The organism is Klebsiella grimontii (assembly GCF_042137965.1).
In the GTDB taxonomy this organism is placed as follows: Bacteria; Pseudomonadota; Gammaproteobacteria; order Enterobacterales; family Enterobacteriaceae; genus Klebsiella; species Klebsiella grimontii.
The window spans coordinates 24,842-46,344 of the sequence record NZ_CP169721.1 but is presented as its reverse complement, the minus strand read 5'-3'; the positions used below and the strand labels follow the sequence as shown (position 1 = coordinate 46,344).

23 protein-coding genes are annotated in these 21,503 nt (G+C 57.6%); 10 read left to right on the top strand and 13 right to left on the bottom strand.

Annotated elements, in window-relative coordinates:
• Positions 1 to 23 precede the first annotated feature (23 nt).
• Positions 24 to 1,403 (top strand): carbohydrate porin, encoded by a 1,380-nt coding sequence (locus ACE3MN_RS00225; RefSeq protein WP_004133118.1) that lies wholly within the window; start codon positions 24 to 26, stop codon positions 1,401 to 1,403.
• Between the two features lie 118 nt (positions 1,404 to 1,521).
• Here the strand turns inward: ACE3MN_RS00225 and nepI are convergent, their stop codons facing one another.
• Positions 1,522 to 2,703, bottom strand: coding sequence for a purine ribonucleoside efflux pump NepI (gene nepI, locus ACE3MN_RS00220; protein ID WP_148855790.1), 1,182 nt, complete (start codon positions 2,701 to 2,703; stop codon positions 1,522 to 1,524).
• A 212-nt stretch (positions 2,704 to 2,915) separates the two neighbouring features.
• Here nepI and ACE3MN_RS00215 point away from each other — a divergent pair, with 212 nt between their 5' ends.
• Both ACE3MN_RS00215 and ACE3MN_RS00210 read left to right on the top strand, forming a co-directional pair.
• Positions 2,916 to 3,275: a type II toxin-antitoxin system RelE/ParE family toxin gene (locus ACE3MN_RS00215; RefSeq protein WP_004133114.1), complete on the top strand. Its 360-nt coding sequence runs from the start codon at positions 2,916 to 2,918 to the stop codon at positions 3,273 to 3,275.
• Complete coding sequence (locus tag ACE3MN_RS00210; protein WP_049132010.1) at positions 3,259 to 3,582, top strand: DNA-binding transcriptional regulator; 324 nt, start codon at positions 3,259 to 3,261, stop codon at positions 3,580 to 3,582. Before ACE3MN_RS00215 ends, ACE3MN_RS00210 begins: the two co-directional genes overlap by 17 nt.
• A gap of 84 nt (positions 3,583 to 3,666) precedes the next feature.
• Here the strand turns inward: ACE3MN_RS00210 and ACE3MN_RS00205 are convergent, their stop codons facing one another.
• The 5 genes from ACE3MN_RS00205 to uhpA all read right to left on the bottom strand — a co-directional run bounded on the left by ACE3MN_RS00205 (position 3,667) and on the right by uhpA (position 9,289).
• Positions 3,667 to 4,119, bottom strand: coding sequence for a DUF1198 domain-containing protein (locus tag ACE3MN_RS00205; RefSeq protein ID WP_024360563.1), 453 nt, complete (start codon positions 4,117 to 4,119; stop codon positions 3,667 to 3,669).
• Positions 4,120 to 4,330: 211 nt separating this feature from the next.
• Entirely contained in the window at positions 4,331 to 5,722 is a 1,392-nt protein-coding gene (uhpT, locus tag ACE3MN_RS00200) for a hexose-6-phosphate:phosphate antiporter (RefSeq protein WP_004126843.1), read from the bottom strand.
• 145 nt (positions 5,723 to 5,867) lie between these two features.
• Entirely contained in the window at positions 5,868 to 7,187 is a 1,320-nt protein-coding gene (locus tag ACE3MN_RS00195; protein ID WP_004133107.1) for an MFS transporter, read from the bottom strand.
• A 9-nt stretch (positions 7,188 to 7,196) separates the two neighbouring features.
• On the bottom strand, positions 7,197 to 8,678 hold the full coding sequence (gene uhpB / locus ACE3MN_RS00190; RefSeq protein WP_162685357.1) for a signal transduction histidine-protein kinase/phosphatase UhpB: 1,482 nt from the start codon (positions 8,676 to 8,678) through the stop codon (positions 7,197 to 7,199).
• Between the two features lie 17 nt (positions 8,679 to 8,695).
• Complete coding sequence (gene uhpA, locus ACE3MN_RS00185) at positions 8,696 to 9,289, bottom strand: transcriptional regulator UhpA (RefSeq protein WP_004107112.1); 594 nt, start codon at positions 9,287 to 9,289, stop codon at positions 8,696 to 8,698.
• Between the two features lie 301 nt (positions 9,290 to 9,590).
• Here uhpA and ACE3MN_RS00180 point away from each other — a divergent pair, with 301 nt between their 5' ends.
• A complete protein-coding gene (locus ACE3MN_RS00180) occupies positions 9,591 to 10,463 on the top strand; it encodes a DUF6708 domain-containing protein (protein WP_024360561.1) in 873 nt (290 codons plus the stop codon).
• A gap of 52 nt (positions 10,464 to 10,515) precedes the next feature.
• Here ACE3MN_RS00180 and ilvN read toward each other — a convergent pair whose 3' ends face one another.
• From ilvN to ivbL, 3 genes are all read right to left on the bottom strand, one after another.
• Entirely contained in the window at positions 10,516 to 10,806 is a 291-nt protein-coding gene (ilvN, locus tag ACE3MN_RS00175; RefSeq protein ID WP_004107116.1) for an acetolactate synthase small subunit, read from the bottom strand.
• A 3-nt stretch (positions 10,807 to 10,809) separates the two neighbouring features.
• Positions 10,810 to 12,498, bottom strand: coding sequence for an acetolactate synthase large subunit (gene ilvB / locus ACE3MN_RS00170; RefSeq protein ID WP_049087029.1), 1,689 nt, complete (start codon positions 12,496 to 12,498; stop codon positions 10,810 to 10,812).
• Between the two features lie 102 nt (positions 12,499 to 12,600).
• Positions 12,601 to 12,696 (bottom strand): ilvB operon leader peptide IvbL, encoded by a 96-nt coding sequence (gene ivbL, locus ACE3MN_RS00165; RefSeq protein WP_004107123.1) that lies wholly within the window; start codon positions 12,694 to 12,696, stop codon positions 12,601 to 12,603.
• A gap of 582 nt (positions 12,697 to 13,278) precedes the next feature.
• Here ivbL and tisB point away from each other — a divergent pair.
• From tisB to emrD, 4 genes are all read left to right on the top strand, one after another.
• Positions 13,279 to 13,368: a type I toxin-antitoxin system toxin TisB gene (gene tisB, locus ACE3MN_RS00160; RefSeq protein ID WP_064362772.1), complete on the top strand. Its 90-nt coding sequence runs from the start codon at positions 13,279 to 13,281 to the stop codon at positions 13,366 to 13,368.
• A 70-nt stretch (positions 13,369 to 13,438) separates the two neighbouring features.
• Entirely contained in the window at positions 13,439 to 13,885 is a 447-nt protein-coding gene (locus tag ACE3MN_RS00155; protein WP_004133098.1) for a GNAT family N-acetyltransferase, read from the top strand.
• 70 nt (positions 13,886 to 13,955) lie between these two features.
• On the top strand, positions 13,956 to 14,789 hold the full coding sequence (locus tag ACE3MN_RS00150) for a DMT family transporter (RefSeq protein ID WP_024360559.1): 834 nt from the start codon (positions 13,956 to 13,958) through the stop codon (positions 14,787 to 14,789).
• Positions 14,790 to 14,966: 177 nt separating this feature from the next.
• Positions 14,967 to 16,151 (top strand): multidrug efflux MFS transporter EmrD, encoded by a 1,185-nt coding sequence (emrD, locus tag ACE3MN_RS00145; protein ID WP_024360558.1) that lies wholly within the window; start codon positions 14,967 to 14,969, stop codon positions 16,149 to 16,151.
• A gap of 120 nt (positions 16,152 to 16,271) precedes the next feature.
• Here the strand turns inward: emrD and dsdC are convergent, their stop codons facing one another.
• The gene (gene dsdC / locus ACE3MN_RS00140; protein ID WP_102650133.1) at positions 16,272 to 17,201 is read right to left on the bottom strand and encodes a DNA-binding transcriptional regulator DsdC; all 930 of its coding nucleotides are present in this window, start codon (positions 17,199 to 17,201) and stop codon (positions 16,272 to 16,274) included.
• Between the two features lie 223 nt (positions 17,202 to 17,424).
• On the opposite strand from dsdC, the gene dsdX reads away from it, so the two are divergent.
• Entirely contained in the window at positions 17,425 to 18,762 is a 1,338-nt protein-coding gene (gene dsdX / locus ACE3MN_RS00135) for a D-serine transporter DsdX (RefSeq protein ID WP_004126868.1), read from the top strand.
• A gap of 17 nt (positions 18,763 to 18,779) precedes the next feature.
• Entirely contained in the window at positions 18,780 to 20,108 is a 1,329-nt protein-coding gene (gene dsdA / locus ACE3MN_RS00130; protein ID WP_049099785.1) for a D-serine ammonia-lyase, read from the top strand.
• A gap of 53 nt (positions 20,109 to 20,161) precedes the next feature.
• Here the strand turns inward: dsdA and ACE3MN_RS00125 are convergent, their stop codons facing one another.
• Genes ACE3MN_RS00125 through ACE3MN_RS00115 form a run of 3 tightly spaced genes read right to left on the bottom strand, consistent with a single transcriptional unit; the run spans position 20,162 to position 21,388 of the window.
• Positions 20,162 to 20,692 carry a hypothetical protein gene (locus tag ACE3MN_RS00125; RefSeq protein ID WP_004871787.1) on the bottom strand — a complete coding sequence of 177 codons (531 nt, stop codon included), beginning with the start codon at positions 20,690 to 20,692 and terminating at the stop codon, positions 20,162 to 20,164.
• Entirely contained in the window at positions 20,689 to 21,051 is a 363-nt protein-coding gene (locus tag ACE3MN_RS00120; protein ID WP_049087033.1) for a DUF202 domain-containing protein, read from the bottom strand. The genes ACE3MN_RS00125 and ACE3MN_RS00120 overlap by 4 nt, the downstream gene beginning before the upstream one ends.
• Complete coding sequence (locus ACE3MN_RS00115) at positions 21,041 to 21,388, bottom strand: YidH family protein (RefSeq protein WP_004126880.1); 348 nt, start codon at positions 21,386 to 21,388, stop codon at positions 21,041 to 21,043. Before ACE3MN_RS00115 ends, ACE3MN_RS00120 begins: the two co-directional genes overlap by 11 nt.
• Positions 21,389 to 21,503 lie beyond the last annotated feature (115 nt).

Sequence of the window (21,503 nt, the reverse complement as noted above, 5' to 3'; positions counted from 1 at the left end):
GAATTATTAAAAGCGAGATAATTATGAAAACTGTAAAAATGCTGCCATTAGCAATGGCGGTCGTCGCCGCGCTGTGCCCAATTTCCGTATTCGCGCAAGAATTTACGCAGGAACAGATCGACGCCATTGTGGCGAAGGCCGTCGATAAAGCCCTCGCCGAGCGCCAGGCGAAAATCGACGCTGCCGCCGATAAAAAAGTGGATGTCATTACCAACCCGCAGACCACCGCGGCCTCGCCGGATATGGCGATCCCCTTCGGCCTCAAGTTCAGCGGCTACGCCCGCTACGGCGCGCAGTTCCAGACCGGCGATCAGAAGTTTGTCGGCGTGGATGGCTCCTATAACGGCGCCTCGGCGATCGGTCGTTTAGGCAACGAAGGCAACGGCGGTGAATTCCAGATAACCAAAGCCTTCAAAAGCAGTAAAGGCGCGATCTGGGATATCAACGTCATGTTTGACCACTGGAGCGATGAAGTTAACCTGAAAAAAGCCTACGTCGGCGTCACCAACGTGCTGGAATCTAACCCCAACGCTTATATCTGGGCCGGCCGCGACTTCCATCAGCGTCCGCAGCAGGGGATCAACGACTACTTCTGGATGAACCACGATGGCCAGGGCGCCGGGGTGAAAAACTTTGATATCGGCGGCGTGCAGTTTGACGTGGCGGGGGTGTCGCAGGTGGAGTCCTGTAGCCCGGAAGTGATGGCCGATGAGGCCAACCCGTCGCGCATCACCTGTACCGGCGGCTCCGGTACCGGCGATAACGGCCACTACGCCCTGACCACCAAAACCCACAACATCAAGGCCGGGCCGATCGACGTTGAGGTATACGCCAACTACGGCTTCGATTCGAAAGCGGTGGACAGCGACGAACGTCTCGACGCCTGGCAGGGCGGGCTGGTGCTGAGCCACACCAACGACAGCGGCGTCAATAAAGTGATCCTGCGCTACTCCGATAACTCGGATAACAGCGTCTACAACAAAACCGATGACCTGACCGCTATCTACGCCAGCTTTGAAGGTCTGCATAAATTTACCCGGCAGGCGCAGATCGAATATCTGCTGGCCTTCCACGACTATGACAACGGCAAGGACAACACCGACAACCGTAAAAACTACGGCGCCATCGTCCGCCCGATGTACTTCTGGAACGACGTTCACTCCACCTGGCTGGAAGCGGGCTACCAGCGCGTCGACTACGACCAGGGCGGCGATAACCACGGCTGGAAGCTGACGCTGTCGCAGAACATCGCCATCGGAATGGGGCCGGAGTTCCGCCCGATGCTGCGCTTCTACGTAACCGGCGGCCAGGTGGATAACAAGCGCACCGCGAAGGTCAACGGCACCAAAGACGAACAGCTGGATTCGCTGAACGTCGGCGGCATGTTTGAAGCGTGGTTCTAAGAGTGAAACCATCCCGGGTCGCGGTGTAAGAGCCAGACCCGGGTGCGCATTCCCGAAGGTGGCGCTGCGCGCCTGTCCGGGCAACCCGACCGCAGACTGCGGTGAACCCGTAGCCCCATTACACCCGCACTTTCGTCGCCACCAGCAGGCCGGTAATCAGCATCAACGTACCGGAGAGGACCAGCGGCGAGAGCAAACCGAGGTGATCCAGCGCCACGCCGCCAACCGCTGCGCCGCAGGTGTTAGCCAGCTGGATCACCGCCACCTGAATCGACCCGGCTTTTTCCGCCTGATCGGACAGGGAGCGGGTAATCCACGTTGACCAGCCTACCGGTATCAACGCGAAGGCAAAGCCCCAGATCACCGCCACCGTCGACGCCACGATTTTACTCTCCCCCCACAGCACCAGCACCGCGGCGCTGATAGCCAGCACTACCGGGGCAATCGCCAGCGCCGCTTTCACCGAGCGCTTGAGCAGCATTGAGGAGAGCGAGGTGCCGACAAAGCTGGCGATGCCGAAGCTGAGCAGCACCAGCGTCAGACCGTCGACGTCAAAGCCCGCCAGGGTCATATACACCGGGCGGATATAGGTAAAGAAGGCAAACTGGCCGGCGAAGGCCATAAAGATGGCGCACATCCCGGCCATCACGCCGGGCCGCTTCAGCAGGCCGAACATATTTTGCTGCGCCGAGGTCGACTCGCCCGGTAGAGAAGGCAGCGCCTTCAGCACCCAAATCGTACAGACCACGCCCATGACCGCCGCGCCGTTAAAGACGTTACGCCAGCCGATAATACCGCCAAGGAAGCTGCCCAGCGGCGCGGCGATCACCAGCGCTATCGATACCGCGCCGAAAATAACCGATAGCGCTTTGGGCACCACGCGCATCGGCACCAGCCGCATGGTGAGCGACGCCGACATCGCCCAAAAGCCGCCCAGCGCCAGACCAAGGCAGGCGCGGCCCAGCAGCAATAACGAAAAGCTGTTGGCAAACGAGACCAACAGACAAGAGACGGTCAGCAGGACGGAAAACAGAATCACCACGTAGCGACGATCGGTACTGCGGATGATCGAGGTGATAAACAGGCTGGCAAACATCGCCACAAACGCGGTGGTGGTGACCGACTGCCCGGCAACGCCTTCGGAGATGCCTAAATCCTGCGCCATCGGCGTAAGCAGGCTTACCGGCAGGAACTCAACGGTAATCAGGCAGGCAACGCAGAAGGCCACCGCAAAAACCGCCGACCAGTTGGGTCGCGCCGCCTGATTAGCCTGCGGCGCAGAGGCATTCGAAGGAGTCATAAGTTACCTGCATGGTTGAATACGGAGGAGCCGCGCAGTGTAACATTTAAAATGTGACGAATTTAACGTTTTGACAACTTTTCAGGCTTTGCAAAGTACCTGCGTAGCTGCTCGCATAACCGGAAAATCACGTTTTTAGGTATTCCGTAACAGTAAGAGGAAGAAATAACATAGCACTTGGTGCTATATTTATGGTTACAGGATGTCAGCCAATGCGTATTTTTAAAACAAAATGGTTTACCAGGGAAGCCCGGGCTCATGCGATTGATGACGACGAACTTTGCAAAGCGATTGAAGCCACTCTCCAGGGAAAAGTAGATAACCTTGGTGGCGGCGTTTACAAAAAACGCCTCAATAAAAATCGCGATCGCGCAATCATCCTGGCAAAGGGTTCTGAGCATTGGTTTTACACATTTTTATACGCCAAACAGGATATCGCCAATATCGATAACCGAGAACTCGCGGCGTTCCGTGAGTTAGCCAGGCATTATTCCCTTCTCAGCGAGGAGAAAATGGCGGCATTGGTTAAGAGAAAAGAATTGGTGGAGATTTGTCATGACTGCAAAAACTAAATTCAAAAGCCCCGCCTTTGAAGCTATCCATAGCGCTGCCGCAGGTTTATACAGTGTTGATGCGATCGCGCAGGAGACGATGCGCAGCTTTGATGAAACATGCATCAGCCGCGTAAGCGATTTCCAACCTGGTGAAATTAAGGCTCTACGTGACCAACTCAACGTCAGTCAGCCGGTTTTTGCCCGCTATCTGAACACCAGCGTGTCCACGGTCCAAAAATGGGAAAGCGGGGCAAAACGCCCCGGTGGGCTGGCATTGAAATTACTCAATATCGTGCAAAAACATGGGTTAAAAGTGCTGGCATGATGCCACTTTGAGGTGATGACTTTTGCACAGTTGGCCTCGTCAGCGTGACGTTTAACGAAGCCAACAGTACACCGGGAAGTGATATCAGTGCAGCCAGTGGACGCCATCCTCCGGCAAAAACAGCGCGTTATAGCGCTCCTGCAAAGCGTGCAGCTCGCTCACTTCCGGCTCCAGCTCGCGAAGGAAACCTTGCGCAAGGCGGATTTGCGCTTCGGTAATCGGCGCCCCGAGGCGGGACTTTTTCATCAACCGGTACCAGTAGTGCAGGTTCTGCTCGCTGCCATCGACGATAGCGACCTGCCAGATCAACAGCACCTGCGCGGCATTTTGCAAATGCGCCTCATTAGGCCGTTCCAGGTAGCGTAAATACTCGTTACCGGCGGTTTTTCCTAGCTGATCGATCATCGATTCCAGCGGTACCGGCGTAATGCCTAATCGTTCGCTCAGACGGCGAATCGCACGGCGTGAATCAGAGGTAAGCACCCGAAATCCCACAACAAATACCACTATCAGCGTGGCTAGTCCTAACCAGATCATGCATCCTCTCACTCAATCGCAGCCCCACTATCATAATGGGAAATTGCCCGCTGTCGACTGTCGGAGATACCAGAATGTGACTTATCGCGGCCCCCTGGCGCGTTCATGAAATCACCGATCCCACCCGGGGAGCGGCTGCATCAAACCGCCCGGCAAGAAGAATAAAAAAGCCCGGCGCAGAGGCCGGGCAAAGTGACTCAGACCCAATGACTCAGGCAGTCTGCAAAGTTTGTGTCTTTTTCTGGCGGCGGATTTTACGTTCTTCAAACACCGCAACGATGGCCATCAGACAGATGCAGCCAATTGCCGCCGCATCCAGCGCCGCAAAGGTGCCCGCCCAGCCGGTGAGGCCGAAAATCGGCGTACCGTCGGCAATCATCCCGAGTCCCAGCTTGGCGAAGCTATCGCCGATCAGATAGGCGAAGGTGCCCTTGATCCCGTCGGCAGCACCAATCGCCTTTTTCGGCACGAAGCCTACCGCGGCGACGCCGATCAGCAGCTGCGGGCCAAACACCAGGAAACCCAGCGCAAACAGCGATGCGAGATAAACGTATTGATTGCTGGCATGCTGATAAACACCCAGCGTGGCGATAATCAGCGCCAGCGCAACGCAGGCCACCAGCGCGCGGCGACCGTTTGCCAGATCCGACAGCCAGCCCCACAGCAGCGTGCCGACCAGCGCGCCCACTTCAAACAGGGTAAAGCCCTGAATCGCCACCTCTTTGGAGAGCTTCAGCTCCTGGAAAGCGTAAACGGTGGACCACTGGTCGATACCGATGCGCACCACGTACAGGAAGATGTTGGAGAAGCACAGCAGCCAGATGACTTTATTCTTCAGCACATATTCGACGAAGATCTGCCATTTGGTCATGGCGTTCTCTTCCGTCTCTTTATCCTCTTCGCTGATCTCTTCGCCAAACAGCTCTTCGGCGTTACCGAGGCCGTAGGATTCCGGGGAGTCGCTACCAAAACGCAGGCCGATAAAACCGACGATTAACGCAATAATCGACGGGAAGATAAACATGCCAATCACGTGGCCGTCGAACAGGTAGTTGGCGCCAAACAGCGCCACGCCCGCCGCGCCGGCGCCGCCGAGGTTGTGGGAGATATTCCAGAAGCCGAGGAAGGTGCCGCGCTTACGGCGAGGCGTCCACTTGGTAATGGTCGAATAGCTGCACGAGCCGCCGGTGCTCTGGAAGAAGCCGCTCAGAGCGTAGAAGGCGATCATCAGGAACAGGCTGGTCGACCCCGCGCCCATGCTGGCGCTGAAGCCGAGCATACAGATGGCCGAGAGAATCAGCATAAACGGCAAGAACTGCTTAGTGTTCTTACCGTCTGCGTAGTAGGAGACCAGCGTTTTCCCCACACCGTAGGTGATAGAAAAGCCGAGCCCGATCATCCCCAGCTGCGTCATGCTCAACCCGTAGGTGGAGATCATGTCGTTCTGCGCGATATTAAAGTTTTTGCGGATCAGGTACATGGTCAGATAGCCGATGAAAACCACCAGATACGACTGCATGAACGGTTTGAACCACATTTTGCGCCGCGCTTCGAGCGGCAGGTCCAGGGTTGGCTTGCGCACCTGGTTTAAGAAGGCCAGCATGATTGGGTGACTCCTGAGCTGATTTAATACCTGCGAATGGCAGGCATTGTAAAAATCAGCCGGGAGACTCGCCTGAGACAGCGTCCAGGCGAAACCGGGAAAATTTCTTAGTTTTACGCCATTCGGCGAAGAAAGGTGAAGTCGGTCACGCTTCTCGCGGCGCCTGGGCGTTTAAAAACGGCAGCAGCAGCAGGGCGGAAATACCGGCGGCAATGGCGATGACCACGAAAAATCCGCTCCAGTGCCAGATCTCCATCACCTGCGCCAGCGGCCAGCCGGAGAGCGATGCGCCAAGATAGGCAAACAGGCCAACAAAGCCGGTTGCCGCCCCCGCCGCCTCTTTGTGCGAGCACTCCGCCGCCGCCATGCCGATCAGCATCTGTGGGCCAAAAACGAAAAAGCCGGCGGTAAAGAAGCAGGCCGCCTGCATCACGTAGCTGGCGAACGGCATCAGCCACAGCCCGCCAACTGACAACAAAATCCCGGCGGCGAAAATCAGGTTCATCGGCCCGCGGTTGCCGTTGAAGAGTTTATCCGAGCCCCAGCCCGCCACCAGCGCGCCGATAAAACCGCCCACTTCGAACATGGTGACCGCCGAATTCGCCGTCACCAGATCGACGCCGAGCGTTTCCGACATATACAGGTTGCCCCAGTCGTTAATCGCCGCGCGCACCACGTATACCAGTACGTAGCACAGCGAGAGCAGCCAGATATAGGGATTCAGCAGCACGTATTTGGTGAGGATCTCTTTGCGGGTCAGGCCAGCGCCCTCCTGCTGCTGGGCAATCTCCAGCTCATCATGCCGCCAGTCGCCCACTGCGGGCAGCCCGACCGCCTGCGGCCGGTCGCGCAGCCGCCAGCAGAGAAACAGCCCGGCGAGGATCGCCAGCGTCCCGGCAATCATCATCCCCGTTCGCCAGCCGTAGTGCAGCGCCGCCGCGCCAACCACCATTGGGATCAGCGCCCCGCCGACGTTATGCGCCGTGTTCCATAGCGCCCACCAGCCGCCGCGCTCGGTACGCGAATACCAGGCCGTCAGCAGGCGGGCGCATACCGGCGAGCCCCAGCCCTGGAAGAAGGCGTTCAGCGCCCACAGCAGCGCGAAGGCCCACAGGGAAGTGGAAAAACCAAACAGAATATTCACTACGCCGGTAGCGACCAGGCCGATGCCCATAAAATAGCGGGCGTTAGAGCGATCGCTGACGATACCGGAGAAAAATTTCGATAGCCCATAGGTGATGTAGAACAGCGTCGCCAGCAGACCGATATCGCTGCGGGTCAAAACGTTGCTGGCGAGGATTTCCGGCACCGCCGCGTTAAAGCTTTTGCGGGTGAAGTAAAACAGCGCATAGCCCAGCCAGATGGTCAGCAGAATATGCCGACGCCAGTAGCGGTAGCGCTCGTCCAGCGCCTGTTTGTCGGTAATCGGCGGAGCATCGGGCGGGGATTTTAAAAAGGCAAACATTATCGTTCCTCAAGCGTAGCGCAGCGGCAGGCTGACGCAAACGCGAGTGCCGTGGGTGCAGGAGATGGTCAGGGTGCCGCCCAGGGCGGTGACGCGCTCGCGCATGCCGGTGAGGCCAAAGCCCTGCTGACCGGAGCCCGGTGGCAGGCCGCAGCCGTCGTCCTCGATCACCAGCATCAGCCGCTGCTCCTGCTGCCAGCCTTGCAGCGTGACGGCTCTAGCGCTGGCGTGTTTGACGATATTATTCAGCCCCTCCTGGCAGACGCGGAACAGAGTGACGCGCTGGTTTTCGCTCAGCAGCGACTCATCGATACGCCACGCCAGATGGCTGACCATACCGCGATCCTCCAGCTCCATTTCGCGCATCAGCGAGCGCACCGCCTGCTCAAGCGTCAGGTCGTCCAGCTGGCGCGGGCGCAGGCGGCCCAGCAGGCGGCGCACGGAATCGTAGACGCCGAGCGAAAGCTGCTCAATCAGCTGGCCGCTCTGCCTGACGCTGGCGCTATTCGGCGCCAGCCGCTGGACGATCCCCGCCTGGGTGCGGATGGCGGTAATGGTCTGGCCGATATCATCGTGCAGCTCGCGAGCCACTTCGCGGCGCACGCTCTCCTCGGTTTCCAGCAGGCGTTCCGCCAGCCGCTGGTTACGCACCAGCTCCTTTTGCAGCGACTGATTCAGCTCGCGCAGCCGCTGTATTCCGGCGCCCAGCAGCAGGCCGGTCAAGCTTTGCGCCAGCAGCGAAAGCAGTAAATCCACCGGATGATCGTGCCAGGTCTGGCTGGCGATCAGCGCGATGGCGTTCATCAGGGTCGCGATCAGCGCTCCCTGCCAGCCGTAGTGCCAGGCCAGAGCGATAATCGGCAGCGCCAGGCAGAAGGGCGTAAATCGTGAGAGCTCGGCGGGCAGCCCCAGCTGGAGCCAGAGGCTGACGCTGAACAGCAGCAGGTACCAGATAAGATGCCGCCCGCGCCAGTTCACCGGCTGCGAGACCAGCGATGGCCCCAGCGGCCGCCAGACGGTGCTGGTGAGATAGTGCCAGATAACCAGACAGGTGGGCGCCAGCGTCAGGCCGCCGGTCAGGGTCAGCAGCAGCGCGTTTAGTCCCTCTTTGCCCTCCAGCAGCCACGGCAGCGACTGGAGCAGCGCGGCGGCGATCAGCGCGCCCCCCTGACGCAGCAGGGTGAGCCAGTCGCGCTGCTGGCGATAGCGGGAAATCAGCGCCACCGGCAACAGGGTCAAGAGGCTTCCGGTCATCAATATTATCGGGTGCGCCAGCGCCACTTCCTGCGCCAGCCAGAGGATCAGCAGCCACTCCGCGCCCAGCAGAACCGGCCAGTAGCCGCGCGGGCACTGCAGCATCAGGCCAAGCCGCAGGCCAAAGGGGAAAAGCAGCACCGCAAGATCGGGGCGCTCCACCAGGTGCAGGCTGATGCTCCACAGGCAAAACCACGCGGCGGAAAAGATAAAGCAACAGCCGACAACCGAGAGCAGCCGCGAGAAAAAGGCTTTCATTGCCAGCTATCGAACATGCGGCGCGCCAGCTCGACGTCGTTGCTGACGCCCAGCTTTTCCAGCAGGTTAGCGCGATGAACGTGGACGGTTTTCGGCGACAGGCCCAGCTCGGCGGCAATCTCTTTTACCGCCATCCCCTGTGCCAGCTTTTCCGCCACCTCGCGTTCGCGTTTGGTCAGCGGGTCCCGTCGTCCGGCCGCCAGCTTCATGGCGATATCCGGCGTCAGGTAACAGCCGCCAGCCGCCACGGTGCGCACGGCGGCGATCAGCTCATCCGGGCTGCAGCGCTTGGAGAGAAAACCGCGCGCCCCGGCGTTCAGCGCCTGCTCCACCAGCGCCGGGCTGTCGTGTACCGACAGCATGACGATCGCCATCCCTTTCGGCAGCTGGCTTAATAATTCAAGCCCGGAGATATCCGGCATCGAGATATCGCAGATGCAGACCTGCACGCCGCGACCGGGCAGCCCCGCCAGCGCCTCGCGCCCGGAACCGAATTCGGCAACGACCTGAAAATCGGCTTCCAGCCCCAGCAGTTGGGCAAAGCCGGAGCGGACGATAAGGTGATCGTCAATAAGGGCGATAGTAGTCATGGCGTTTCCTGACGGGTTAAAAAACGCGCTTACCTTAACGATATACACTTCATCCTTCAAGCTGCCTCTGCGCAGACTTGCCGCCTTGATGGCACGACTGATTGAGTTGCCAGCAAGTCATTCACAACGGCGGGTGAGATATTTAATCTCTATGTGTTATGGCTACAATCGCAATATAACGCTGCCAATTATTCACATGTAAAATATATTGATGCCATTATTGCCTAAGATCACTACATCCATTATGTACAGGAAGTAACCTAAATGATATCGTCCCTGTAAAATCAGCAAGGGAATATATATGCACCAACGACCTCATTTAGCTAAGCAAACGATCGATGCACGTTTGCTTAACCAGCTAAATACAAAAACGCAGAGTAAAACGGAGAAGTTATCGCACAGCGAAAAATTAGCTTATATCAACGATGACTACTGTGAGATAACGCGTAATTACACTTCATTTTATGGGATGAACATCCTGGGCATTGTGCTTTTCTTGCCTGTTGTTATTTTGTGTTTTGTGGGTATTTTATTTTCCTTATATGATATAACATTCAATTTTGAACGACATGTTGAAAGCTGGAATTCCAGGTCGGGCGATTATCTTTTACTATGTTTTGGATTTTTTATTTCATTTTTCATGACGTTTATTTTCGCAGCCATCGTAAACTATTTTATCTTCGCGCCCCAGCATTATCCGGTTCGTTTTAATAGAAAAACCGGCAAGGTTTATGTTTACGATTACGTTATGTATAGTATCACTTATAAATTAACCTATACTTTCTGGTGGCATCATCCTTTTTATAAACGAACTAAACCTGAATGCAAAGAGTATGACTGGAGCCAGATTCAAGCCATCAGTATATATTCACGCAATAAGCACTCATCATACTCCACAATTCGCTGCGTCGTTTATGACTCTAGCATCAGTACCACTATGATCGATTCCTTTAACCTGATATCGACGGACGCGGGTACGGATGCGCTGTTTATGCCTAACTACAAGCTGTGGTTATGGATTAGTAATTATATGAAATTTAACGATGAGTTATTAGATATGTCCGTTAACACGAAACCAGGTATTTATGGACGCGAAGTGAAGTGGCCTGATGATATGGATAAGAAATCTAAAGCATCATCTTTGAATGAGTACAGTAAAATCTGCTCTGAATAAACTCAGAGTAGGCTTTACTTCCCGGCAAGAATATTCCCGCCGGGAAGACTAGTTACTCAAAAAAGACCGCGATTTTGCTGAACATAGAGGGATCGGACTGGTTACGCACCACTTTCTCAACATCTTCCAGCTTTTCGATCTGGCTAATCATCTGCCCGAGGCGCTGATCGTCGTTGACCAGCAGCCAGATGCGGCTCTGGTTGCTGTCCTGAATCGGCAGACAAAGAATGCCTTCCACGTTGAAAGCGCGACGGGCAAACAGGCCGCAAACGTGGGTCATCACGCCGGGATGGTTGCGCACGGTGAGCTGTAGAATAACGTTTTCATGAGTCGCTTGTTGCATGGCTTATTCCCCCACCATTTCAGTATTGGCCGCACCCGGCGGTACCATCGGATACACTTTTTCTTCGGCATCGATACGCACGTGGATCAGCGCCGGACCCGGGCGGTCGATAATCGCCTGCAGCGCCGCCTGCGGATCGGCTTCGTTATTTAAATCACAGGTTTGCAGACCAAAACCGGAGGCAATCTGCATAAAGTTAACCATCCCCGGATAGGTCGCGGCGAACACGCCCTGCTTGTAGAACAGGCTCTGCTGCTGATAAACCAGCCCCAGCGCTTCGTTATTCATCAGGATGATTTTCACATCCAGCTGATTTTCCGCCGCGGTAGCCATTTCCTGAATGTTCATCATCAGGCTGCCGTCGCCGGAGAAGCAGATGACCTTGCGCTGCGGGTTGGCCAGCGCCGCGCCGACCGCGGCAGGCAGGCCAAAGCCCATGGTGCCGAGACCGCCGGAGGTCAGCCACTGGCGCGGGCGGTTCAACGGATACGCCTGCGCGACCCACATCTGGTGCTGGCCCACGTCTGTGGTGACGATAGCCTCGTCGTCAACGCAGGCGGCGACGGCGTTAATCAGGCCATAATGGGAAAGCGGGTCTTGCTCCTGCGGGATGGTGCAGGGGAACTCCCGCTGCAGATCGGCCACCAGCTGCAGCCATGCGCTGCGCGGCTGCGCCTCAACCTGGGGGATCAGCTGTTCCAGCACTTCGCCAACGTCGCCCTGAATCGCCACGTGCGCCTGCTTGATTTTACCCAGCTCTGAACGGTCGATATCAACGTGGATAATTTTCGCGTTCGGGCAGAACTGCTCGGTTTTACCAATCGCCCGGTCATCAAAACGCGCGCCTAAAACAACCAGTAAATCAGCCTCTTGCAGAATAAAATTGGTACTGCGCGCGCCGTGCATCCCCAGCATGCCCAGCGACAGCGGATGCGCTTTCGGCAGCATCCCCAGCGCCATCAGGGTCTGGGTAGTCGGCAGGTTGGCCTTTTCCGCCAGCTGGCGAATATGCTCAGGCGCGTTGATCACCCCGCCGCCCAGGTAGAGCACCGGACGCTGCGCGGCGTTAATCATCGCCGCCGCTTCACGTACGCTGGCGCTATCGAATTCCGGGGCTGCCATGCGGGCGCCGGGTTCCGGCAGGGCGTCGAGCTCAATGGTTGCCGCCTGAACATCCTTAGGAATATCTATCCACACCGGCCCTGGTCGCCCGGACTGCGCGATGCGAAACGCGTCGCTCATCACCTGCGGCAGTTCAGCAATATTGCGCACCAGGTAGTTATGTTTGGTGATGGGGATAGAGATACCGTAGGTGTCGACTTCCTGGAAAGCGTCGGTGCCGATCATCGAGGCCGGAACCTGGCCGGTAATGCACACCAGCGGAATCGAATCCAGGCGGGCGTCGGCGATCGCGGTGATCAGGTTGGTTGCCCCCGGTCCGCTACAGGCCATACAGACGGCGGGTTTGCCTTCGGTGCGCGCCATGCCCTGGGCGATGAATCCCGCCCCCTGCTCGTGACGCGCCAGAATATGGCGGATCTGCGTGCTTTGGCTTAACGCGTCGTAAATGGGAAGAATGGAGCCGCCCGGAATGCCGCTGACCGTGGTGATCCCCTGACGCTCCAGTAAATGAACGACTAACTGTGCGCCAGTGAAGCGCATTTTTTCTGATGTTGTGCCCGAACTTGCCATGCTCCAGTCCTTTTATTCTGGGCCGACTTACCGGGGGGCATGAAACGAAAAACCCCGCTCGGTTTGCGCCGGCGGGGTTTGGAATTCGTGTTGTTCCGGACCCTACGGCGCGTTGCCGACGACGACCACCACAGACACGACGACCACCGCGGCAGGCGCGGTTAGTAGTAGGGTCGAAGTCAGCGTGGTAGCGTTCATGAGGGACCTGTTGTCTCAAAAAGTGAATGAATTTATACAAACACAGCTTGTGTCATTTCACAATCGATTTATTTTCAACCACAAGAAACTGCGTTAAGGATCACATTAATTTGCGGAGGGATGAAAAACAAAAAACCCCGCCGCGGCGAGGTTTTCTGTTCGGTGTTTTTACGGTTGGTAGCCGCAAGCACACTGTATTACGTCAACGAAAAAAGTATACGCGATCGGCGAAGAAGGCGCAATTTTCACGACGGTTTTAGCTGATGTAGAGTATGGATCGTCCACGTAAATTTGTCCAAAAAATACTGTTCATGCATACAGTATTCATTCTATACTGAGGGGGTACGCAGGGTGAATCTGGGGCCGCACTTTTACCGGCGCAAAGAAGTCCTGGCTGAAACGGGTGGTGCCGTCAGCGCCTTAACCCCAGAAGAGCACACTGTGTTACGTCAACAAGTACCCCGAATAGTTTAGCCCGCCGCCGACAAGCCGGCGCCTGAAATATGACGGGTATCCCTGGCTGGCAACAGGCGGCGGAAAGGTACGCCAGCCGGTCGTGCTCCTGAACCAGAGGAGACGCGTATGGGCGGAGTGGATATCATTGTTCTGATCCTGAAACTCATGGTTGCCGTGTTGCAACTACTTGATGCAGTCCTGAAGCAGTTCCGCTGATTCAGGTTCAAGTCGCACCTGGGAGGGGCGGGAAACCGCCCCTCTACAGGCTAACCCGATGGAGAAAACCATGCCACCGCTGTTGATTGCCGCCATCACCCCGGACGAACCCGGTTTTTCGGCACTGCGCGCCGAAAGCCAGGCGCAAAACCTGAATATGCTGCGCCGCCTGGCGGAGAACTGGCAAAATGGGGAAAATCGCTTTAACGCCCCCGGAGAAAAGCTACTGGGGGCCTTTGCCTACGGGCAGCTGGTCGGCGTGTGCGGGCTGAATGCCGACCCGTTTAGCCAGCAGCTACGGGCTGGCCGCATTCGTCATTTATACATCGGCGAACGCCACCGTCGACAGGGGATCGGGCATCAGCTGCTGGTCTCGGTTATCACCCATTCCGGTGCTAGCTTTGATTTTCTCAACACCCATGCGCCGTCAACGGCCTGGTCGTTTTATGAAAATCTGGGGTTTCGCCCGGTGCATGATGAGCCCCGGGTTACGCATCGTCTCTTCTGTTCGCTCTAGCCGCCGCTGGCTGACGACAAGCACGCATGTTACAGTCCGGTGACGATTTTTTCCTCAGCGCCAGGCCGCAATGACCATTACCGTATTCTCTATTTTGCTGTTCGCCGCCCTGCTTCACGCCAGCTGGAACGCTATCGTAAAAGCCAGCGGCGATAAGCTGTACGCGGCGGTCGGCGTTAGTGGCTCAGCGTCGCTCATCGCCCTGATTCTGCTCCCCTTTTCTCCCCAGCCGACGCTGGCCAGCGTGCCGTTTCTTGCGGTTTCCTGCGCGCTGCAGGTGGTGTATACGGTGCTGGTGGCAAAAACCTATCAGGTCTCGGATATGAGCCAGACCTATCCGCTGATGCGCGGGACCGCGCCGCTACTGGTGGCAATAATCAGCGTCATCTTCCTGGGCGACCATCTTTCCCCGCTGGCGTGGCTGGGCATCGGCGTCATCTGTCTGGCGATTCTGGCGATGGCTTTTAACGGCCGCGCCAGTTCAAGCCAGGGTATCGTACTGGCGCTAATCAACGCCTGCTTCATTGCCGGCTACACGCTGGTTGACGGAACCGGGGTACGGCTTTCAGAAACCGCGCTGGGCTATACCCTGTGGACCTTTTTTATGAACGGCTTCTGCCTGCTGGGCTGGGCGATGATTGCCCGACGCCCGCAGGCCAGCCGCTATCTGCGCCAGCACTGGAAGAAAGGCATGGTCGGCGGCGTCGGCACCATGGGCTCCTATGGTCTGGCGCTGTGGGCAATGACCCAGGCGCCGCTGGCGGTGGTTGCCGCCCTGCGCGAAACCTCGATTCTTTTCGGCGCGGTTATCGCATTTATCCTGTTGAAAGAGAAGATGGTTCCAGTGCGTATCGTTGCCGCCTGCGGTATCGCCGCCGGGGCGATTTTGCTGCGACTGTCATAAGCAATACATGGCAACATTAGTTGCCGATTGTTGTTTACAAAACCTGCCTGAAAATCCTCCCACAATCACCGTCACGTGGTTGTCCTGTCATTATTATGTGGTAGATTCCTCCATCGTTTTGCGGGTGTGCCAGTCACATATTCTCTATACTCAACTTTATACAAAGTATTCATCGACATGAAACGGCATAAGAACTTCAATTTGTTGTTGATGCTGGTACTGCTGGTGGCCGTAGGCCAGATGGCGCAGACCATTTATATTCCGGCGATTGCCGATATGGCGGTATCGCTAAACGTTCGCGAAGGCGCGGTGCAGAGCGTGATGGCCGCTTATCTGCTGACCTACGGCGTCTCGCAGCTCTTCTACGGCCCGCTGTCCGATCGCGTTGGCCGCCGCCCGGTGATCCTCGTTGGGATGTCTATTTTTATGCTGGCGACGCTGGTTGCCATCACCACCCATAGCCTGCCGGTGCTGATTGCCGCCAGCGCGATGCAGGGCATGGGCACCGGCGTCGGCGGCGTCATGGCGCGTACCCTGCCGCGCGATCTGTATGAAGGCGCGCAGCTCAGGCACGCCAATAGTCTGCTGAATATGGGGATTCTGGTCAGCCCGCTGCTGGCGCCGCTGATTGGCGGCATTCTCGATACTCTGTGGAACTGGCGGGCCTGTTTCGTGTTCTTGCTGGTGCTTTGCGCCGGCGTCACCTTCAGCATGGCGCGCTGGATGCCGGAAACCCGGCCCACCGGCGCACCGCGTACCCGGCTCATCACCAACTATAAAACGCTGTTCGGTACCGGCGCGTTCAACTGCTATCTGCTGATGCTGATCGGCGGCCTGGCGGGCATTGCCGTATTCGAAGCCTGTTCCGGCGTACTGATGGGCGCGGTGCTGGGTCTGAGCAGCATGTCGGTCAGCATTCTGTTTATTCTACCGATTCCGGCGGCGTTCTTTGGCGCCTGGTTTGCCGGCCGGCCGAACAAACGCTTCCCGACGCTGATGTGGCAGTCGGTGATTTGCTGCCTGCTGGCGGGTGTGCTGATGTGGATCCCTGGCCTGCTGGGCGTGATGACCGTCTGGACCCTACTGGTTCCCGCCGCGCTGTTCTTTTTTGGCGCCGGGATGCTGTTCCCGCTGGCGACCAGCGGCGCGATGGAGCCCTTCCCGTTCCTCGCCGGTACCGCCGGGGCGCTGGTGGGCGGACTGCAGAATATTGGTTCCGGCGTGCTGGCGTGGCTGTCGGCAATGATGCCGCAAACCGGCCAGGGCAGCCTTGGCCTGCTGATGATGCTGATGGGATTGCTGATTCTGCTATGCTGGCTGCCGCTGGCGTCGCGCTTTCATCAACACCAGCAGCCGGTTTAAGGCCTCGTGGACATCCCGGAGGCGGCGCCTGGCGCGGCTGTCCGGGCTACCGACCGGCAGACAGCGGTAAACCCGTAGCCCGGTCAGCGCAGCGCCACCGGGATGAAACTAAGCCGGTCATCATAATTGCGCCTGACCCTGCAGCCAGTTGATAAAGGCATCGATTTTCGGCCATTGACGGCCCGGCAGGGTCGTCACGTAGTAGTGCTGATGGCACTCCAGGGTCATCTCGCCGAACGGCGCAATCAGCTCGCCGCTCTCCACGCGCTTTTGCACCAGCCGCTTACGCCCCATCGCCACGCCCACGTGGTGCATCGCCGCAATGACTGCCAAATCCGAACGATCGAAGCCAATTCCTGACGATTGCGGCAAATCGATGCTAAATTTCTGCGCCCAGCTGAACCACTCGTCGGTGCCGGAATCGTTGCTCCAGGCCTGACGATCGTGCAGCAGCGTGCAGTGGCGAAGGTTGGCGGGATTCTGCTGCAGCTGATGCTGGCGCGCGTAATCCGCCGTACACACCGGCACGATAGCCTCATCCATCAAAAAATGATGGCTAAGCTGCGAGGAAGGCGCGTCATCAAAGTAGATCGCCAGGTCGATGCCCGCGCGCTGCATGTTGACGTTATCGTTGCCGGTCAGCACGGTAAGCGAGATCGACGGATAGCGGCGGGTAAAATCGCCGAGCGCGGGCACCAGCCAGCACTGGGCGATGGACGGGCGCGAATAGACCGTTAACGTTCCCGACAGCTCCTGGTTTTTAATATCCAGAATCTCCTGGTTCAGGCTGTCCAGCGAGGACTTCAGCGCCCAGAACACCCGTTTGCCCTCATGCGTCAGCTCCACCTTGCGGTGCGAGCGCACAAACAGCTGAATCCCCAGCTCTTCTTCCAGCTGATTGATACGGTGGCTCACCGCGCTGGGCGTCAGCGACAGCTCCTCCGCCGCCAGGGCGAACGACTCATGGCGGGCGGCGACTTCAAACGTATACAGCTTCGAAAGCTGCCAGCCGTTGAGCAGCCGATTACCCAGATCTTTTAGCGTCTCCATCACCTACTCCTTTAATTTTCCTCGCCGAGTGTAAGAAAATTATCGCCTTGCCGAGCGCTTAAAGATGAAAAAAAGTGATTCATAGCACAATAAATAGGCAACATTAGAGCGAAATCACCTTTTTGATTCAATTTGATTCACCTGAAGAGCCGTTTATATCGTTTGTCAGCACGTGCCGTTTTTCTGTTCAATACCCATAGATTATTCACAGGCGAGGTGGGGTATGGAATCTCAGATCTGGGTTGTGAGCACGCTGCTGATTAGCATCGTGTTGATTGTGTTAACTATCGTTAAACTGAAGTTTCACCCGTTTCTGGCGCTGCTGCTGGCCAGCTTTTTCGTCGGCGCCATGATGGGAATGAGCCCGCTGGATATGGTTAACGCCATCGAGAGCGGGATTGGCGGCACGCTGGGCTTCCTGGCGGCGGTGATTGGGCTGGGGACGATTCTCGGCAAAATGATGGAGGTCTCCGGCGCGGCTGAGCGTATCGGCCTGACGCTCCAGCGCTGCCGCTGGCTGTCCGCTGACGTCATTATGGTGCTGGTGGGCCTGATTTGCGGGATCACGCTGTTCGTTGAAGTGGGCGTGGTGCTGCTGATCCCGCTGGCGTTTTCCATTGCCAAAAAAACCAACACGTCGCTACTCAAGCTGGCCATCCCGCTGTGTACGGCGCTGATGGCGGTGCACTGCGTGGTGCCGCCGCATCCGGCGGCGCTGTTTGTCGCCAATAAGCTGGGCGCGGATATCGGCACGGTGATCGTATACGGTCTGCTGGTGGGCCTGCTGGCTTCGCTGGTCGGCGGCCCGCTGTTCCTGCGGCTGCTCGGCAACCGCCTGCCGTTTAAAGCGGTTCCGGCTGAATTTGCTAACCTCGAAGTGCGCAAAGAAGAGACCCTGCCGTCGCTGGGCGCCACGCTGTTTACGGTGCTGCTGCCGATCGGCCTGATGCTGGTCAAAACCATCGCCGAACTGAATATGACCAAAGGCGGCACGCTGTATATGCTGCTGGAGTTTATCGGCAACCCGATCACCGCCATGTTTATCGCCGTCTTCGTGGCCTACTACGTGCTGGGTATCCGCCAGGATATGGGGATGAGTACCCTGCTGACGCATACGGAAAACTGCTTCGGGTCGATTGCCAACATTCTGCTGATTATCGGCGCAGGCGGGGCCTTCAACGCCATCCTGAAAACCAGCGGCCTGGCCGATACGCTGGCGGTAATTCTATCGAACCTCGATATGCACCCGATTCTGCTGGCCTGGCTGGTGGCGCTGATTCTGCACGCCGCGGTCGGTTCCGCCACCGTCGCAATGATGGGCGCAACCGCCATCGTCGCGCCGATGCTGCCGCTCTATCCCGGCGTGAGCCCGGAAATCATCGCTATCGCCATCGGCTCCGGCGCGATTGGCTGCACTATCGTAACGGATTCCCTGTTCTGGCTGGTTAAACAATACTGCGGGGCAAGCCTTAACGAAACGTTCAAATACTATACCACGGCGACCTTTATCGCTTCGCTGCTTGCACTGGCCGGTACATTCCTGCTTTCTTTCATCATCTGAGCGCAAAGAGACGTAATATGAAAAACGCTGACATGACCACTTTACTCGCACAGTTTCCTCTACTGGAGGAGCTGATTGCCCTGAAAGAAACTACCTGGTTTAACCCGTCAACGACGTCGCTGGCGGAAGGGTTACCCTACGTTGGCCTGACGACAGAAGACGTTCAGGACGCCCACGCCCGGCTCGATCGCTTTGCGCCCTATCTGGCCGAAGCCTTTCCGGAAACCGCGGCCACCGGCGGTATTATCGAGTCTGAGCTGGTGGCTATTCCGGTAATGAAGGCCCGGCTGGAAAAAACTTTTAGCCAGCCGATTAGCGGCGATCTGCTGCTGAAAAAAGACAGCCACCTACCGATTTCCGGCTCTATTAAGGCCCGCGGCGGCATTTATGAGGTGCTGACCCATGCGGAGAAACTGGCGATCGGCGCGGGGTTATTAAAAACTTCCGACGACTATCGCAAGCTGCTGACTCCTGAGTTCAGGGATTTCTTTAGCCAGTACAGCATCGCCGTCGGCTCCACCGGTAATCTGGGGATGTCGATTGGCATTATGAGCGCGCGCATCGGCTTTAAGGTGACGGTCCATATGTCCGCCGACGCCAGGGCGTGGAAAAAGGCCAAACTGCGCAGCCACGGCGTGACGGTCGTGGAGTACGAAGAGGATTACGGCGTGGCGGTTGAGCAGGGGCGCAAAGCCGCCGAGTCTGACCCGAACTGCTTCTTTATCGATGATGAGAACTCGCGCACCCTGTTCCTCGGCTACGCCGTGGCCGGCGAGCGGCTAAAGGCGCAGTTTGCCCGCGAAGGGCGCGTGGTGGACGCCGGTCATCCACTGTTTGTTTATCTGCCGTGCGGCGTGGGCGGCGGCCCCGGCGGGGTGGCGTTCGGCCTGAAGCTGGCATTTGGCGACCACGTCCACTGCCTCTTCGCCGAGCCGACCCACTCCCCTTGCATGCTGCTGGGGGTCTATACCGGCCTGCATGACCAGATTTCAGTTCAGGATTTGGGGATCGATAATCTGACCGCCGCCGACGGTCTGGCGGTCGGCCGCGCTTCCGGTTTCGTGGGCCGGGCAATGGAGCGCCTGCTGGACGGGTTCTACTCTCTCGATGACCAGACTATGTACGATATGCTGGGTTGGTTAGCCGAAGAAGAAGGTATTCGCCTGGAGCCATCCGCGCTGGCCGGCATGGCCGGGCCGCAGCGGGTCTGCGCCAGCGAGGCGTATCAGCGGATGCACGGTTTCACCGCGGAGCAGATGCGCAATGCGACCCATCTGGTGTGGGCGACCGGCGGCGGCATGGTGCCGGAAGAGGAGATGGCGCAGTATCTGGCGAAGGGGCGGTAAGCCTCCCGGCAGGTAAACACCATGGCGACGAAGGCTCTCTCGTCGCCATTTTTTTAGCGCAGCAGATGCATGAGCTCAACCGGCGAGCGGTGCTGGTTGAGTAAATCGCGAAGAACGCGCATATAGGGGGCGCTCCAGCTATAAAACTGCCGGTATCCTTCGCATAGCGCGTTGGAGCCATCCTCCAGTCGCAGCTGCGGGCAGCCGCCACCGCATAATCTTAGCCAGGCGCAGCCCGCGCAGGCCGGTCCCGGCGGATTATTCTCATAACGTACTGTCTCACCGCGCCAGGCGCGCAGCGTGGCCTCAAACAGCGGCACGACGATGCGGTTAGCGTCTTCTTTGATCCAAATAGCAAACACCGCGCAGAGAAAATCCCCCCACAGCCGGGCGTCGGAAGGTTGCAGATGGGGAATAAACTTGATAGCCGCTGCCCCCTGCGCGCTGAGCTGGTGGTAGACGCGTTCTGGGCGCTCACACTCCTGACGATGGATAATCACTTCCCGTACCGGGATATCGCTCGCCAGAGACTGGCAGTTACCGCAGTGCCGATCGTCACCGTAATCGGCCTGACATCCTGTCATATCACATCCTTAATAAACAAAATCACTTGTCGTATATGGGTTACAGCAAACAACAATGACAGGGAAAGTACTGCGAATGCGATCAAAAATTTGTCACGAACCGCCTGCCGCTGGACGAAATCACTGTGCTCAACGTCCATCACATTGCGGCTGCGGGTATAGCGCCAGAGGATGACGGCGACGAACGGCAATATGCACAGCGAAATCCAGAACGGAAGCCCCGCCTGATGCCAGTGGTGCTTAATCGCCAGCGCCAGCAGCGCGCCATAGCCTAAAAGGGTGCGAAACCAGGCCAGCGACGTGCGCTCCGGCTGTAGGCCCGGGTCGTTCTCGCGGCGCGCCCGGCGATTATCCGGCATAGAGCACCAGCGCCATGACCACCACGATAACGATAGTCAGCAGAATACTGATCAGCAGCAGGGTGCGGGTATAGGGAAGGTCCTGTTTAAGCCGCATCGCCTTTTCATTGCTCAGCCAGCGTATATAGCCGTAAATCGCCAGGCCGCCGGCAAACAGGCACAGCAGCAGAGCGAGAATTTCGCGGATCAGCGGCGTCGCGAAATCCGGCGCCAGCTGGTCCAGGCCGACGCCGCCGGCTAAAAAGCCAAGCGAAGTGCGGATCCACGCCAGAAAGGTACGTTCATTCGCCAGCGAGAAGCGGTAATCCGGCGCTTCGCCAAGGCGGGATATTTTCATCATGACTCCGTGATGGGTTGCCGATTGCGTAAAATACCGCCGATTCTACCTGACAGCCAAAGCGGAAGGCATCAATAATCGCCCCGTGCAGAAAAAGTTCAGGCCTGATAACCGT

Excerpts from the sequence above, each read along its gene's own strand:
- ACE3MN_RS00225 (WP_004133118.1), top strand. The coding sequence starts at position 24 with ATGAAAACTGTAAAAATGCTGCCATTAGCAATGGCGGTCGTCGCCGCG.
- nepI (WP_148855790.1), bottom strand. The coding sequence starts at position 2,703 with ATGACTCCTTCGAATGCCTCTGCGCCGCAGGCTAATCAGGCGGCGCGA.
- ACE3MN_RS00215 (WP_004133114.1), top strand. The coding sequence starts at position 2,916 with ATGCGTATTTTTAAAACAAAATGGTTTACCAGGGAAGCCCGGGCTCAT.
- ACE3MN_RS00210 (WP_049132010.1), top strand. The coding sequence starts at position 3,259 with ATGACTGCAAAAACTAAATTCAAAAGCCCCGCCTTTGAAGCTATCCAT.
- ACE3MN_RS00205 (WP_024360563.1), bottom strand. The coding sequence starts at position 4,119 with ATGATCTGGTTAGGACTAGCCACGCTGATAGTGGTATTTGTTGTGGGA.
- uhpT (WP_004126843.1), bottom strand. The coding sequence starts at position 5,722 with ATGCTGGCCTTCTTAAACCAGGTGCGCAAGCCAACCCTGGACCTGCCG.
- ACE3MN_RS00195 (WP_004133107.1), bottom strand. The coding sequence starts at position 7,187 with ATGTTTGCCTTTTTAAAATCCCCGCCCGATGCTCCGCCGATTACCGAC.
- uhpA (WP_004107112.1), bottom strand. The coding sequence starts at position 9,289 with ATGACTACTATCGCCCTTATTGACGATCACCTTATCGTCCGCTCCGGC.
- ACE3MN_RS00180 (WP_024360561.1), top strand. The coding sequence starts at position 9,591 with ATGCACCAACGACCTCATTTAGCTAAGCAAACGATCGATGCACGTTTG.
- ilvN (WP_004107116.1), bottom strand. The coding sequence starts at position 10,806 with ATGCAACAAGCGACTCATGAAAACGTTATTCTACAGCTCACCGTGCGC.
- ilvB (WP_049087029.1), bottom strand. The coding sequence starts at position 12,498 with ATGGCAAGTTCGGGCACAACATCAGAAAAAATGCGCTTCACTGGCGCA.
- ivbL (WP_004107123.1), bottom strand. The coding sequence starts at position 12,696 with ATGAACGCTACCACGCTGACTTCGACCCTACTACTAACCGCGCCTGCC.
- tisB (WP_064362772.1), top strand. The coding sequence starts at position 13,279 with ATGGGCGGAGTGGATATCATTGTTCTGATCCTGAAACTCATGGTTGCC.
- ACE3MN_RS00155 (WP_004133098.1), top strand. The coding sequence starts at position 13,439 with ATGCCACCGCTGTTGATTGCCGCCATCACCCCGGACGAACCCGGTTTT.
- ACE3MN_RS00150 (WP_024360559.1), top strand. The coding sequence starts at position 13,956 with ATGACCATTACCGTATTCTCTATTTTGCTGTTCGCCGCCCTGCTTCAC.
- emrD (WP_024360558.1), top strand. The coding sequence starts at position 14,967 with ATGAAACGGCATAAGAACTTCAATTTGTTGTTGATGCTGGTACTGCTG.
- dsdC (WP_102650133.1), bottom strand. The coding sequence starts at position 17,201 with ATGGAGACGCTAAAAGATCTGGGTAATCGGCTGCTCAACGGCTGGCAG.
- dsdX (WP_004126868.1), top strand. The coding sequence starts at position 17,425 with ATGGAATCTCAGATCTGGGTTGTGAGCACGCTGCTGATTAGCATCGTG.
- dsdA (WP_049099785.1), top strand. The coding sequence starts at position 18,780 with ATGAAAAACGCTGACATGACCACTTTACTCGCACAGTTTCCTCTACTG.
- ACE3MN_RS00125 (WP_004871787.1), bottom strand. The coding sequence starts at position 20,692 with ATGACAGGATGTCAGGCCGATTACGGTGACGATCGGCACTGCGGTAAC.
- ACE3MN_RS00120 (WP_049087033.1), bottom strand. The coding sequence starts at position 21,051 with ATGCCGGATAATCGCCGGGCGCGCCGCGAGAACGACCCGGGCCTACAG.
- ACE3MN_RS00115 (WP_004126880.1), bottom strand. The coding sequence starts at position 21,388 with ATGAAAATATCCCGCCTTGGCGAAGCGCCGGATTACCGCTTCTCGCTG.